Origin of the sequence: Streptomyces sp. NPDC046727 (genome assembly GCF_040645635.1) — a bacterium.
Taxonomy (GTDB): Bacteria; Actinomycetota; Actinomycetes; order Streptomycetales; family Streptomycetaceae; genus Streptomyces.
Map to the genome: position 1 here is coordinate 1 of NZ_JBEYYR010000073.1, position 13,471 is coordinate 13,471.

Below are 13,471 nucleotides of genomic sequence, written 5' to 3' on the forward strand. Positions count from 1 at the left end.
GTGCGCGGGCGGATACCTGTCGGTCGCCGAAGTGGCCGGCCACGTGGGGCTGCCGGTCGGGGTGGTGCCCTCACAGAGGGCCTTGTCGATGACGTCGAGGAAGTCCCGTTCGGCCTGGAGCGTGGCGGGCACCTCGTTCAGCGCGACGGCGACATCGCGGCCGTCGGGGCCTACGGCGACCAGCGCCCGGTGGCCGCCGGGCACGGTCCCGGCGTGGCCCCACCAGGTGCCGCCGCACGACAGCGGCGAGGAGATCAGGCCGAGCCCGTAGCGGGCGCCGGGCCAGAGCCGGTCGGGGTCCGCGGCCACCGTGCGCCGCATCTCGGCGAGTTGCGGGGCGGGCAGCAGCCGGCCGGTGAACAGCGCTCGGGCGAACCGGGTGAGGTCGGCCGGCGTGGACACGAGGGCGCCGCCGACACCGCCGAAGGTCGTGTTCCAGGCGGTGCCGTCCGCCCGGCGGCCGTCCTCCGCGGTGAAGTAGCTGTGCGAGTGCGGGCCCTGGATGCGGGGGTCGTCACCCGGCCAGTAGGTGTCGCGCAGGCCGAGCGGCGCGATGACGCGGCGGGTGATCTCCGCCTCGGGGCTGTGGCCGGTGACCTCCCGGACGATCAGTCCGGCGACGAGGTAGTTGGTGGTCGCGTAGTGCCAGGCGTGCTGCGGGCGCGGCAGTCGCAGGGCGCGGGCGATGAGCTGACGTGGCGCGAAGTGGCGGTACCGGACCCGCTCGGGGTGCTCCCACTCGGGTGCGTCGAGGTAGTCGGGCAGTCCGCTGGTGTGCTGGAGGATCTGCCGTACGGTGATCCGGCGGCCGTCGTGTCCGCCCCCGCGGATCAGGCCCGGCAGGTAGCGCTCCACGGGCGCGTCCAGGGACAGCCGCCGCTCGGCGGCGAGTTGCAGGACGACCGTCGCGGTGAACGTCTTGGTGACGCTGCCGACGCGCAGCTGGTCGGTGGTGTTCATGGGGCGGCCGGTGCGCAGATCGGCCTCGCCGTCGGTCACCGTCCAGCGGGCGCAGGGGGCGTCCGGGCCGGCGCCGGTGACCAGGACCGCAGCGCCCGCGATCCGGTCGTGCGCCACCAGGTGGTGCACGGACCGGGCCAGTGCCGGGTGTGGCCCGCACGCGCCGGGCGCGTCCCGCTCGGGCTGCGCGGCGGCAGCGGGGGCGGTGGTCAGCAGGCAGGCCAGGGCCGCGGCCACGAGGCCGGTACGCCGGCGGGGTGAAGGGGTCGGTAAGGAGATCACCATGTGACATCACGCTAGGCACCGCCCGCACCGTACTCACTCCGGCAGGCAGGCGCTTCGGAGCGGGGGACAGCCCCAGCGCGCGAGCGGAGGCGAGCCCCCCTTCGTGGCCTCGACCAGGTTTGCCTCGCGGGGCGGCATGTGATCACGACGTCAGACAGCAGTACCAAGGGTGAACCGAGGGCGCCCGCGCCGCCTGCGGTTGCGGGCACTGGCACTCTGCTGATCGTGACCCGGCCTGCTCCCGAACAGGGCTGGCTGGCCAGGAAGTTGATGAGGAGTCAGATCATTGTCGCTGGAGGCCGGGCGTTGACGGTTGAGGAACTCGGAGGGCGCCGAAGAGTGCCACGGCACGTGGCGTGCGTGATGGACGGCAACGGCCGCTGGGCGGCGCGGCGTTCCTTGCCCCGTACGTCGGGTCACCGCGCGGCGGAGACGACGGTGATCGACGTCATCGAAGCGGCACGGACGGCCGGCGTGCAGTGGCTGAGCCTGTACGCGTTCTCCACCGAGAACTGGCGACGCCCGGGCGCCGAGGTCGACTTCCTGATGCGGCTGGTCCGCCGCGTCGTGCGCAAGCACGCGCCGTTGCTGCACGCGCGCGGGATCCGCTGCCGGTTCCTGGGGGTGGCGGATCCGCGCATCCCCCGGGCGCTGACCCGGGACTTCGCCGATCTGATGACCCTGACCAGCGAGAACCGGGGCATGACGCTGACCGTGGCCTTCGACCACGGCGGACGCAGGGACATCGTGGCGGCGGCCCGCTCGCTGATCCGCAGCGGAGTGCCCGCCGAGGCCGTCGACGAGCGGTGCTTCGCCGCCCATCTGCCCTTTCCCGACACCCCCGATGTGGACCTCGCCATCCGGACCTCCGGGGAGCAGCGCATCTCCAACTTCATGCTCTGGCAGGTCGCCTACGCGGAGTGGATCTTCCCACCGGTCCTCTGGCCCGATTTCCGGGCACCGCACTTCCTGGAGTGCCTGCACACCTATCAGCAGCGCGATCGCCGCTTCGGCGGCGTGACGCCGAACGCGAACGGAGAGGAACGACCGTGACCGACACAGCCAGCGAGGAACCCAGGAACACCGGCGCCGGTGCCGGGCACCGCGACGGGAAACCCGGGCCGTCCGAGTACGACGAGGATCCCCCGCCGCTGTTCGGGCCCGGCAGCCGCTTCCACGCGTTCTTCAACGATCCGCGCTGGGCGCTGGCCATCATCCGGGCGACCGTGCTGGAGGCCGCGCACCCCCAGGTCGGGGCGGCCCTGGTCGACAGCTCGACGTTCGTGACCCACCCGTGGCGCCGGCTGCGCAACACACTCGTGAGCCTGCAGCGCATGTTCGGCGCCGACGACGAGGTGCGGCACCGGGAGGCGGCACGGCTCAACCGGCTGCACACACGGCTGTCGGGCACCGACGCCCGGGACCGGCCCTACGACGCGATGGATCCGGAGGTCCGGGCCTGGGTGGTCGCGACCGTCTTCGAGAGCAGCGTCACGATGTGCCGCCTCAGCGGGCAGCCCCTGGACCAGACCACGATGGAGCAGCTGTACGCCGAGTTCCGGGCCTACCTCGCCGCGCTGGACGGGGATCCCGGCCGTCTCCCGGCCACGGTCCAGGAGTTCTGGCCGTACTTCGACCGCGTGGTCGAGGACGAGCTGGAGAACACCGAGGCGATGCGCGTCATCCTCTACAAGCTCTTCGACCATCTTCCCGCGCCGCCGCTGCTGCAGGGTCTGCCCACCATGTGGGCGGCGGGCCGCGCGATCGTCGGCCCCCTCATCGGGGTGATCACCGTGGCGTCCCTTCCGGAGCCCTTCCGCCGACGGGCGGGACTGCCCGAGATGCCCGGCGCCCAGACCCTGATGCAGAGCGCCTACCTGGCCGCCGGCCTGGCGCGGTTCCTCCCGGACGGCTTGCTCCAGACCGAGAGCGTCGCCAAGCTGCTCACGCTCTCCCCCGACAGCGACGACCCCCGGGCCCGGACGATCGGGGCACTGCGGGACCGGATGAAGCGGGCCGGCGCCCTGGTCCGGCTGCTCGTGCCCCTTCCGCCGGAACCGGAAGCGGACGGAGCGACCGAGCCGCCGTGGCGCGCGGAGGAGTTCTTCGCTGCGGTGCTGGACCAGACCGGGGACGGCTACGTGGACTGGCCCGACCTCGCCGCCATGGCCCGGGAGATCGCCGGCCGTCTCGACCTGGACGAACCGGAGGAGACCCGGCTCTACGACGCCTTCGCCGGCTGGTGGCGGGAGCTCCAGGCGGCTCTCGACACCGACGGCGACGGCCGTGTCAGCGCCCGGGAATACGCCGCGGCCGTGCCGACGCTCGCCGGCCCCGCCCTGATCAGGGTCGCCGAGGTCCTCTTCGACGTCACCGACACGAACGGCGACCAGCGCGTCGACGCGCACGAGTACCGGGCCCTGTTCCGCCGGGGTTTCCGACGGGACATGCCCGGTACCGACGGCACGTACGCACGCGGCGCTTTCGTGCGGGACTTCCTGTCCTTCATGTCGGGCCGTACACGCTCGACGCCGTACGACCCGCTGTTCGCCGACGCGTGAGCCCCGGCCCTGGCGGAGCGGCGCCCGGTCAGCCGAGGCCGAGGACGCTCATGGTGCGTTCGGCCATGCGCCGCTCGCCGAGGGCGTTGGGGTGGACCGGGACGATGTTCTGCCCGAACAGGAGCGGCTCGATCCACCGGGTGCCGACGGCCTGACACGCGTCGTGCCCGGCGGACACCTCGGCGAAGTCCACGTACGTGGCCCCCGTCTCCTCGGCGGCGCGCTCGACCACGGCGTTGAGGTGCGCCTGCAGGGCGTGCAGGTACGGCACGTCGCCACGGGCGACCGGCAGCCTGGCGAAGCAGGACGGGTCGGCCGTGGCGGGCGTGATCCACGGGTAGCCGAGCACCGCCACCCGGGCGTCGGGGGCCTTGGCGCGGACGCTGCGGAGCGCGGACTTCAGCGCCGGATAGGTGCTGGCGTCGATCGCGTCGTCGAAGGACGAACCGTACGTGTCCTTGCACGGGCTGCCCTGGCCGCCGCTGAAGACGCCCGCGGTGCCGCACGCGATCATGGCGTTGATGAAGGTGCCGTTGTCGTTCCCGCCGATCGTCAGGGTCACCAGGTCGGTGTCCGCGGTGAGCGCGTCGATCTGCGGGGCGACGCCGGGGTACTGGGACTCGGTGAAGTGCTTGGTCTGGGCGGCACCACAGGTGACGTCCGTCAGGCGCGCTGCCGTCCGCGAGGCGATGACGTGGGGGTAGTCGGCCGTGGAACGCAGGCAGAGCGGGCTGGTGAGGTCGACGGGAAGGACACCCGAGGCGGCGCTGTAACTGTCGCCCAGGGCAGCGTAGTCGAGGGGCGTGGTGGCCTGGGCGGGGGCTGCGGTGAGGCCGAGGGCCAGCGCGCCGAGGGCCGCTGACGTCGCGGTGAGGACACGGCGCAGGGCAGGCATGGGCATGTGCTCCCCCTTCTCGGGACGGGACACGGGACACGGGACACGGAATATGGGGCGCGGGGCGTGGGGCACGGCACAGGCGGGCATGGCGGTGCCACGGGCGTGCGGCATCGCGACGAACGGGCGTGCGGGATCCCTGACGAACGGGCGTGCCGGATTGCGAGGGACGGACGTGCGGGATCGCGTGGAACGAGGCGGCTCGATCGAGCGGAGGCGTGCGGAGGGCGTGCCGGCCGACGGGGCGTGGGAGAGGGCGCGCACGCACGACGGCCACGAGATACCGGTCGCGGGATTACCGCTGGGTTCTACCGCTAGGTAATGTGAGGCCGCCGCAACGACGAGTCAACATGGACGACAGAACTTCTTGAAACTCGGAGCGCCCTGATAGGGCGCGTGCATCGGGGGCACTCGTAGAGCAGGAGCATCACTACAGCTGGAGGCACCTCATGATCGCCCTCGGCATCATCCTGCTCATCATCGGCCTCGTCACAGGCATATCGATCCTGTGGACCATCGGCGTGATCCTGCTGGTGGTGGGAGCCATCCTGTGGATCATGGGGTCCATGGGGCACGCGATCGCCGGTCGCCGCCACTATTGGTGAGCAGTCGCTCTTGAATGGCCGCTGCCGGTGAGCAGCGACACCTGCCCCCTCCTCGCCCGCCCTCTCCGGGGCGGGCCGGGAGGGGGCGCCTCAACTCCCGGGCCGGGCCCCGCTCCCCGGAGTGCGGGTCGCGGTGACGAGCCCTGATTCGTAGGCGCTGATCACCAGTTGCGCCCGGTCGCGCGCTCCCAGCTTGCTCAGGAGCCGCCCGATGTGGGTCTTGACGGTGCCGTGGCTGAGGTGGAGGTACTCGGCGATGTCGCTGTTGGACAGGCCACGGGCCACGAGGAGCAGAACCTCTCGCTCGCGGTCCGTGAGGTCGTCCAGCGAGGAGCCGGGCGCCGGGTGCACACGGGGGAGCCGGGCGAACTCGGCGATCAGGCGCCGGGTCACCGAGGGGGCGAGGAGGGACTCTCCGGCGGCGACCGTGCGGATGCCCTCCAGCAGGACCCCGGGAGAGGTGTCCTTGAGGAGGAAGCCGGCCGCTCCGGCCCGCAGCGCGCCGTACACGTACTCGTCGAGGTCGAACGTGGTCAGGATGAGGACGCGGGTCTCCGCCGTGCCGGGAGAGCCGGATATCTGCCGTGTCGCCTCGATCCCGTCCATGCCGGGCATCCGGATGTCCATGAGCACGACGTCCGGGCGCAGGCGCCGCGCGCTCTCGACCGCTTCGGCGCCGGTGCCGGCCTCGCCGACGGTGGTCAGCCCGGCGGCGGTGTCGATGAGTACCCGGAAGCTGCCTCGGAGCAGGGACTGGTCGTCGGCGACGAGTACCCGGATCGGCTCGGTCACGCGGTGGTCTCCCTCCGGCCCGGCGCGGTGCCGTGCACGGGTTCGGCCGGGAGGCGAGCCGACACGGCGAACCCGCCGCCGCGCCGGGGACCGGCCTCCAGCGTCCCCCCGTACATCATCACGCGCTCTCGCATCCCCATGAGTCCATGGCCGCCCTTGAGATCCGTACGTCCGGTCCCGACCGCGTTCCCCGCACCGTCGTCCACCACCTCGATGCGCACTCCTCCACGGGAGTCAGCGGTGATCGTGACCTCGCAGTGCGTTCCGTCGCCGGCGTGCTTGATCACGTTGGTCAGCGCCTCCTGCACGATCCGGTACACGGTCAGGCCCGTCCCCGTGGGAAGGGCGGCCGTCAGCCGGGTGCGCAGTGCGGTACGGATGCCCGCCTGCTCGGCGCGCCGGACGAGTGAGGGCAGGTCGTCCAGTCCGGGCGGGGGCGCCGTCTCCGCAGCGCCGGCACTGGTCGTGTCCTGCCCGGCCGTGTCGCCGCGCAGCATCCCCAGGGCGCGCCGCATCTCGGCGAGTGCCTCCCGGCCGGTCCGTTCGATCGCCTGGATCGCGTCGCGCGTCTCCTCGGGGCGTGCGTCGGCCACGTGGTCGGCGACCGCCGCCTTGACGACGATCACGCTGAGGCTGTGCGAGACGATGTCGTGCAGTTCGCGGGCGATGCGCAGCCGTTCCTCGGCCAGCGCCTCCTCGGCCAGGCGCCGTTCCCGGCGGGCCGCCCGGACCCGCCGCTCCCGCACGACGCGTCCGGCGGCCCACGCGGCACCGAGCACCAGCCAGACGAGCGCCGCGGTTCCGGCGGCCTCCGACCACGGGCCGGACGGTGTCAGGACGGCCTCGCCGACGACGACCGCGGCCGCCGAGACGACCAATGCCGTGGCCAGAGCCCCGGCAGCCCGGCGCGTCCGCTCCAGGAGCGCCACCGCGTAGAGCGCCAGGGCCGGGGCGACGTAGGGATCGCGGGTGATGTCGAGCAGGTTGGCCGCAGCCGTGCCGCCCAGAACCGCCACCAGGGCAGGCAAGGGCCACAGCCGCCGAACGGCCAGTGGCCCACCCACCCACACGGCCACCAGCCAGCCCACCCACACCGGGCCGGAGAACCCGGGCAGGCCGTCGGACGCGCTCTGCCCGGCCAGCGCCGCATACGCCGCTGCCACGACACCGCCCACGCAGGCGTCGAGCATCAGCAGATGCGGCCCGGTCCCCGGGCGCCACGGCACTATGCGCATCGCACGACGATACCGACGGGCACTCATCCGGCCTGCCCGAACAGGAACATCGCGACGCTCACGACGCTCACCAGCGCGAGCCTCCCGGCGACCGTGGCCGGCCGCGGGGCCGGCCCTGTGCGCAACGCGGTCACGCCCAACGGCACGAGGGCCGCACACAGCCCCGCGGCAGCCACGACCGACCAGGCCGTAGTCCCCTTCAGCACTCCCAGCGGCATCGCCGCCGCGAGAGCCAGGGCCACCGCACGCAGGGGGCCGAGGATCCGCGCGCGGTAGGCGCCGACGGCCAGCAGGATCCAGCCGCCCATGACAGCCGCGTTCAGCGCGCTGAAGACATGGAACGCGCCGTAGGTCTCGCTCACCGTGCGCGTCGCCGACGCCGCACCCTGGGCCGTCACCAGCCGGAAGCCCGCGTGGTCCACACCCGCGTGGAACACCCGGGCGAACAGGCCCAGGACGGTGAGGACGCCGCCCCACACCGCCGTCTCCGGGAACCGCGCGGCGATGCGGGCGGCAAGGAGCGCGACGCCCGGCCAGAGCAGCATCCACCCCGCGGACATCAGGCTGTACGACGCTGTCATGAGGTCCGGATGATGCTCGTACGCCGTCAGCTGGGCGGGGAAGAGGAAGCCGAAGCGCGCTCGCAGCAGTACGCCGGAGAGCACCAGCAGGGGCCCGACGACGAAGGACGCGCCGCCCACCCAGCGTCCCGGAAAGGCAGGCCGTCGCGCGGCGATTGACGAAGAAGTGAGGGTCATGGCGCAACGATGCTGCCGCCGCACCCGCCGCGTCGTCGGAGTACGGACCACACTTCCAGGTCGGACCGTGGTCGTACCGCGTCAGGCCCGCCGTTACGGCCGCCGGCCGCCGCCGGAAGGCGTCTGTCCCGGAGTCGCCTCGGAATTGTCCGTGATCTGTAACAGAGGGATCCCGCGATCTCTCCCGGCCGTCCTGCCAGGTGCACGGAACCATTCGACACACCAGGGGGCGGGACGGACATGGCGCGGCATGGCGGGCGGGGATGGTACGGCCGGGTGGTCGCTGCGGCGGTCGGCGTCACGGCGGTGGCCGCCGCCACCTCGGTGTGGACCGCGCAGGCCGGTCAGACCGGCGGCGGGTCCGCCGCACCGGGTGCCTCCGCCCGGCCCGCCGCACCGAAGACGGCAGCCGTGTCGGCGACCATCGTCCACGCCTCCGACCGGGGCGAGCACGCGGTCAACATCACCATCGACGACGGCCCGGACCCGGTCTGGACCCCGCAGGTGCTCCAAGTGCTGCGTGACAACGGCGTGAAGGCCACGTTCTGCATGGTCGGCACCCAGGCGCAGGCGCACCCGGATCTGGTCAAGCAGGTGGTGGCCGCCGGGCACCGGCTGTGCGACCACACCGTGTCGCACGACACCACCATGGACACCAAGTCCCAGGCCTACCAGTCGCAGCAGATCGTCGACGCGGAACAGCAGATCACCAAGGCTTCCGGGGGCGTACGGCCGATGTACTACCGGGCTCCGGGCGGCGCGTTCACGCCGTACAGCCGGAAGCTGGCGGCCTCGCACGGGATGCGACCGCTGGGCTGGAACGTCGACTCCAAGGACTTCGAGCGGCCGGGCAGCGAGGCGATCATCGCGACCGTCAAGGGGCAGCTGAGCAACGGGCCCACGATCCTCTTCCACGACGCGGGCGGCGACCGCTCCCAGACGGTGGTGGCGCTGCGCACCCTGCTGCCGTGGCTGAAGCAGCAGGGCTACGCGTTCGGTTTCCCGGTGCGCTGAGGGGTTTTGCGCGCCCTGAGGGCCTTTGTGCTCCTGGGGCGTTGCACAGCCTGCGTCCGCCGGTCACAGAGTGGTTGAGACCTCTTGTGGGCGTGTTCATGCAGTCTCTAGCCTCCGTGGTGTTGTGCACAGCGAAACAGTCATTGCACATGCTGCAACGCCTCATCGGAGGGGCACTCCATGAAGCTGTCCGTCCGTTGTGTCGGGCCCCTCGCGCTCGCGGCCGCCCTGGTCACCGCCTGCGCGCCCCAGACCTCCGGCAACTCCGCCTCCGGCAAGGACGAGAAGACCGGCACCCTGCGCGTCTGGCTCTTCCAGGAGGTCGACAACCAACCCAAGGAGCGCGTCGTCGACGCGGTCCTCGCCGACTTCGAGAAGGCGCACCAGGGCACCGACGTCACCGTCGAGTACATCCCCGTGGAGACCCGCGCCCAGCGCATCAAGGCCGCCTTCAACGACCCGAAGTCCGCGCCGGACGTCATCGAGTACGGCAACACCGACACCGCCGGCTATGTGAAGGACGGCGGACTCGCCGACGTCACCCGGGACTTCGGCTCCTGGAGCGAGGCCGAGGACACCGACCCGACCGCCCGGCGGTCGGTCACCGTGGACGGCAGGGTCTACGGGGCGCCGTACTTCGTCGGCGTCCGCGCGCTGTACTACCGGACCGATGTCTTCCGCGAACTCGGCCTCGGCGTACCGACGTCGCAGTCCGAGCTGATCTCGACCGCGAAGAAGATCCGGGCCGCCAGGCCCGACCTGTACGGCCTCGCCGTCGGCGGCGCCTACACCTACGGCGCGATGCCGTTCATCTGGGCCAACGGCGGTGAACTGGCCACCGGCAAGGGCGGTTCGTACGCCTCCGCCATCGACAGCCCCGCCGCCCGCAAGGGCATCGAGGCGTACACCTCTCTCTTCGGCGACGACAACTGCCCCGCCGCCAAGTGCGCGGGCATGGGCGGCAACGACACGGTGACCGCCTTCGCCTCCGGCAAGGCGGCGATGGCGATCGGCGGCGACTTCAGCCACGCCGCCGTGGAGGCCGGAAAGGTCAAGGGGAAGTACGCGGTGGTTCCGCTGCCGGGGGTGAGGTCCGGATCGATCGCGCCGGCCTTCGCGGGCGGCAACAACATCGGCGTACTGAAGAGCACTTCGCACCGCACGCTCGCCGTGGACCTGATGAAGCGGCTCGCCTCGAAGAGGACGCAGGGCGCACTCTTCGACGCGATGGGCTTCCTGCCGACCTTCACGGACGTACGGCAGCAGGCTGCGGCCAGGGAGCCGTTCGTGAAGCCGTTCGTCGAGACGCTCGCCGCCGGCACCGAGTTCGTCCCGGCCTCGCCCGCCTGGGCGCAGATCGACTCCTCGCTGGTGCTGCCGACGATGTTCCAGGAGATCGCCAGCGGCAAGAAGGACGTGACGGACGCCGCCGAGGACGCGGCGAGGAAGATGAACGACGCGTTCGGGTCCGCCGGGTGACGCGGATGACGGACGCGGCGCCTCCGAAGCGCCACCGAGGACCGCGCCCCCGTGGAGGCTGGACCCCCTGGCTCTACCTCGCCCCCGCCCTCGTCGTCCTCGGCGGCCTGCTGGTCTACCCCGTCTACCAGCTCGGGCTGATCTCGTTCCTGGAATACACCCAGGCCCAGGTCAGCGGCGGCGAGCCGACCCGCTTCCGGGGCCTGGCCAACTACACCGAGCTGTTCGCCGACGACCAGTTCCGGCAGGTGCTGCTGGCGACGGTCGGCTTCGCGGCGGCCTGTGTGGTCTGCACGCTGGTGGTGGGGTGCGCTCTCGCCGTCCTGCTCACACGCGTCCGCGCGGTCCCCCGGCTCGCGCTGATGCTGGCCGCGCTGGGGGCGTGGGCGACCCCGACGATCACCGGCTCGACGGTCTGGCTGTTCCTCTTCGACCCCGACTTCGGACCGGTCGACCGCCTGCTGGGGCTCGGCGACTTCTCGTGGACGTACGGCCGCTACAGCGCCTTCCTGCTGGTCCTGCTCGAAGTGGTCTGGTGTTCCTTCCCGTTCGTGATGGTCACCGTCTATGCCGGCATCCGCGCCGTGCCGGGCGAGATCCTGGAGGCCGCCGCCCTGGACGGCGCCTCGCAGTGGCGGATCTGGCGCTCGGTGCTGACGCCGGTCCTGAGGCCGATCCTGGTCATCATCACCGTCCAGTCGGTCATCTGGGACTTCAAGGTCTTCACCCAGATCTACGTGATCACGAACGGTGGCGGCATCGCCGGGCAGAACCTGGTCCTGAACGTCTACGCCTACCAGAAGGCCTTCGCGTCCTCGCAGTACAGCCTCGGCTCGGCGATCGGCGTGGTGATGCTGCTGATCCTGCTCGCCGTCACGCTCGGGTATCTGCGGCTGCTGCGCCGCCAAGGGGAGGAGCTGTGAGTCCCGTACGTGGTCCGCTGGTCCGTGACGGGGTGGTACGCGGTCCGGTGCGGCGCCCCTGGCGGCTGGCCGCCGAGGTGACCGCGCTGCTGGTCGCCGCGGTCGTCGCCTTCCCCCTCTACTGGATGCTGCTGAGCGCGTTCAGACCCGCCGGGGAGATCGAGTCCACGCAACCGCGGCCCTGGACGTCGTCCCCTTCGCTGGACTCCTTCCGGCGGGTGCTGGAACAGCATGAATTCGGCCGGTACTTCGTGAACAGTCTCGTCGTCGCCGTGAGTGTCGTGATCGCCTCCGCGCTGATCGCCTTTCTCGCCGCGACCGCCGTGACACGGTTCCGGTTCCGCTTCCGGACGACCCTGCTGATCATGTTCCTGATGGCCCAGATGGTGCCGGTGGAGGCACTCACCATCCCCCTGTTCTTCCTCATGCGGGACTTCGGTCAGCTGAACACGCTGGGCTCGCTGATCCTGCCGCACACCGCCTTCTCCCTGCCGTTCGCGATATGGATGCTGCGCGGGTTCGTGAAAGCCGTTCCGGAGTCCCTGGAGGAGGCCGCGTACCTGGACGGGGCGAGCCGCGGGCGATTCCTGTGGCAGATCCTCTTCCCCCTGGTCCTGCCCGGGCTGGTGGCCACGAGCGTGTTCTCCTTCATCTCTGCCTGGAACGACTTCCTGTTCGCCAAGTCCTTCATCATCAGCGACACCTCGCAGTCGACCCTTCCGATGGCCCTCCTCGTCTTCTACAAGCCCGACGAGCCGGACTGGGGCGGGGTCATGGCGGCGTCCACGGTGATGACGATTCCGGTGCTGGTGTTCTTCGTACTCGTGCAGCGACGGCTGGTGTCGGGGCTGGGCGGGGCGGTGAAGGACTGACGCGGCGCTCGATGCTACTTTGACCGAAATAGGCCAAAGTGAGGTGATCGGCGGTGCTCGTGCGGGCGTACGTTCTCTTCGAGGTGGACCCGGCCGGTGATGACGTACTCGAGCGCCTGACACAGCACAGCCTCGCCGGCTGCAAGGTGCTGGCGCGCGAGATCTACCCGCACGAGATCGTCGCCGGCCTGGAGGCCGAACGGCTTGAGGACTTCAACGCGGCGGTGAGCGAGCTGGCGGGTGAAGCAGGGGTACTGCGCGCGACCACGCTGCGGATCAGCACCTCGCCCTGATGTGCGGAGCGCCTCGTGGGTGATGGTGACGGCCCGTTCGGGTTGTCAGCGACCGTCCAGTTCTCGATCATGGTTGTGTGAACGGGAATCCGGCATTCGGTGGGGCCGAGCCGGTGGACGCCCTGACCGTGGCGCCGACGCCCCGGACAGCGGTGGCGTGGCTGCCGCCGCAGGACCTCTGGCCGGCGATCCAGGACATCCGCTGGGAGCACGACCCGCAGGTACGACGATGGCCACCGCATGTGAATCTGCTGTTCGGCTTCGTACCGGAGGAGGAGTTCGCGCGGGCCCTGCCGCTGCTCTCCGCCGCGGCGGCACAGAGCCCGGCGTTCACGGCACGCCTGGCCGGTGTGCGCTACTTCCGGCACCGGCACTACGGCACGGTGTGGCTCGATCCCGCCGCGGCCGATCCGACGCCGTGGGCCCGTCTCCACCAGGAGCTGGAGCGGCGGTTCCCGCTCTGCCACGGTCGCGGCGGACGCTTCACCCCGCATCTGTCCCTCGGCCGCACCCAGGACCCGAAGGGTCTTGCCGCCGAGTGTGACGCCCGGCTCGGCACGCTGTCCGCGGTGATCGAGGAAGTGGCCCTGCTCTCCCGGCGCGGCGACGAGCCCATGCGACCCCGGGCCCTGATCACACTGGGCACGGGCGAGATCCACCGGCCTCGGCAGACGTAGCGGTCGCCGGGGTGGCACCACCGACGGCAGCTGCTCGACAGAAGGCGCCCCTCGGCCCGGGCCGAGGGGGGGCGTGGCCCGGGGGCTCGGGGGGCGGAAACGCCCGTGTTGGGGGCCCACCC

14 protein-coding genes are annotated in these 13,471 nt (G+C 71.5%); 9 read left to right on the forward strand and 5 right to left on the reverse strand.

All coding sequences use genetic code 11. The features are described from left to right. Positions 1-1,173: serine hydrolase domain-containing protein (locus ABZ937_RS42230; protein ID WP_361700889.1), on the reverse strand; the 1,173-nt coding region annotated here is incomplete at its 3' end. Between the two features lie 342 nt (positions 1,174-1,515). On the opposite strand from ABZ937_RS42230, the gene uppS reads away from it, so the two are divergent. Continuing rightward, positions 1,516-2,298: a polyprenyl diphosphate synthase gene (gene uppS / locus ABZ937_RS42235; protein WP_361700855.1), complete on the forward strand. Its 783-nt coding sequence runs from the start codon at positions 1,516-1,518 to the stop codon at positions 2,296-2,298. A 98-nt stretch (positions 2,299-2,396) separates the two neighbouring features. Next, positions 2,397-3,806: an oxygenase MpaB family protein gene (locus ABZ937_RS42240; RefSeq protein ID WP_361700892.1), complete on the forward strand. Its 1,410-nt coding sequence runs from the start codon at positions 2,397-2,399 to the stop codon at positions 3,804-3,806. 28 nt (positions 3,807-3,834) lie between these two features. Here ABZ937_RS42240 and ABZ937_RS42245 read toward each other — a convergent pair whose 3' ends face one another. Then, the gene (locus tag ABZ937_RS42245; protein ID WP_361700858.1) at positions 3,835-4,707 is read right to left on the reverse strand and encodes an SGNH/GDSL hydrolase family protein; all 873 of its coding nucleotides are present in this window, start codon (positions 4,705-4,707) and stop codon (positions 3,835-3,837) included. 443 nt (positions 4,708-5,150) lie between these two features. Here ABZ937_RS42245 and ABZ937_RS42250 point away from each other — a divergent pair, with 443 nt between their 5' ends. Further along, entirely contained in the window at positions 5,151-5,306 is a 156-nt protein-coding gene (locus ABZ937_RS42250) for a DUF6131 family protein (RefSeq protein WP_361700861.1), read from the forward strand. 90 nt (positions 5,307-5,396) lie between these two features. Here the strand turns inward: ABZ937_RS42250 and ABZ937_RS42255 are convergent, their stop codons facing one another. Genes ABZ937_RS42255 through ABZ937_RS42265 form a run of 3 tightly spaced genes read right to left on the reverse strand, consistent with a single transcriptional unit; the run spans position 5,397 to position 8,091 of the window. Further along, entirely contained in the window at positions 5,397-6,098 is a 702-nt protein-coding gene (locus ABZ937_RS42255; protein WP_361700864.1) for a response regulator transcription factor, read from the reverse strand. Further along, a complete protein-coding gene (locus ABZ937_RS42260; RefSeq protein WP_361700867.1) occupies positions 6,095-7,333 on the reverse strand; it encodes a sensor histidine kinase in 1,239 nt (412 codons plus the stop codon). The genes ABZ937_RS42255 and ABZ937_RS42260 overlap by 4 nt, the downstream gene beginning before the upstream one ends. Before the next feature lie 23 nt (positions 7,334-7,356). After that, on the reverse strand, positions 7,357-8,091 hold the full coding sequence (locus ABZ937_RS42265; protein WP_361700870.1) for a hypothetical protein: 735 nt from the start codon (positions 8,089-8,091) through the stop codon (positions 7,357-7,359). A gap of 240 nt (positions 8,092-8,331) precedes the next feature. Between ABZ937_RS42265 and ABZ937_RS42270 the strand changes: the two genes are divergently transcribed. The 6 genes from ABZ937_RS42270 (at position 8,332) to ABZ937_RS42295 (ending at position 13,349) form a co-directional block, all read left to right on the forward strand. Then, entirely contained in the window at positions 8,332-9,105 is a 774-nt protein-coding gene (locus tag ABZ937_RS42270; protein ID WP_361700873.1) for a polysaccharide deacetylase family protein, read from the forward strand. Positions 9,106-9,285: 180 nt separating this feature from the next. After that, entirely contained in the window at positions 9,286-10,584 is a 1,299-nt protein-coding gene (locus tag ABZ937_RS42275) for an extracellular solute-binding protein (protein ID WP_361700876.1), read from the forward strand. Between the two features lie 5 nt (positions 10,585-10,589). Beyond that, a complete protein-coding gene (locus tag ABZ937_RS42280; protein WP_361700878.1) occupies positions 10,590-11,507 on the forward strand; it encodes a sugar ABC transporter permease in 918 nt (305 codons plus the stop codon). After that, the gene (locus ABZ937_RS42285; protein WP_361700880.1) at positions 11,504-12,379 is read left to right on the forward strand and encodes a carbohydrate ABC transporter permease; all 876 of its coding nucleotides are present in this window, start codon (positions 11,504-11,506) and stop codon (positions 12,377-12,379) included. Before ABZ937_RS42280 ends, ABZ937_RS42285 begins: the two co-directional genes overlap by 4 nt. 53 nt (positions 12,380-12,432) lie before the next feature. Then, positions 12,433-12,672, forward strand: coding sequence for a hypothetical protein (locus ABZ937_RS42290; protein ID WP_361700883.1), 240 nt, complete (start codon positions 12,433-12,435; stop codon positions 12,670-12,672). A 77-nt stretch (positions 12,673-12,749) separates the two neighbouring features. Beyond that, positions 12,750-13,349: a 2'-5' RNA ligase family protein gene (locus ABZ937_RS42295; protein ID WP_361700886.1), complete on the forward strand. Its 600-nt coding sequence runs from the start codon at positions 12,750-12,752 to the stop codon at positions 13,347-13,349. The last annotated feature ends 122 nt before the right edge of the window (positions 13,350-13,471 follow it).

Coding starts and splice junctions, on each gene's coding strand:
- uppS (WP_361700855.1), top strand. CDS start 1,516: ATGAGGAGTCAGATCATTGTCGCTGGAGGCCGGGCGTTGACGGTTGAG.
- ABZ937_RS42245 (WP_361700858.1), bottom strand. CDS start 4,707: ATGCCCATGCCTGCCCTGCGCCGTGTCCTCACCGCGACGTCAGCGGCC.
- ABZ937_RS42250 (WP_361700861.1), top strand. CDS start 5,151: ATGATCGCCCTCGGCATCATCCTGCTCATCATCGGCCTCGTCACAGGC.
- ABZ937_RS42260 (WP_361700867.1), bottom strand. CDS start 7,333: ATGCGCATAGTGCCGTGGCGCCCGGGGACCGGGCCGCATCTGCTGATG.
- ABZ937_RS42265 (WP_361700870.1), bottom strand. CDS start 8,091: ATGACCCTCACTTCTTCGTCAATCGCCGCGCGACGGCCTGCCTTTCCG.
- ABZ937_RS42270 (WP_361700873.1), top strand. CDS start 8,332: ATGGCGCGGCATGGCGGGCGGGGATGGTACGGCCGGGTGGTCGCTGCG.
- ABZ937_RS42275 (WP_361700876.1), top strand. CDS start 9,286: ATGAAGCTGTCCGTCCGTTGTGTCGGGCCCCTCGCGCTCGCGGCCGCC.
- ABZ937_RS42280 (WP_361700878.1), top strand. CDS start 10,590: ATGACGGACGCGGCGCCTCCGAAGCGCCACCGAGGACCGCGCCCCCGT.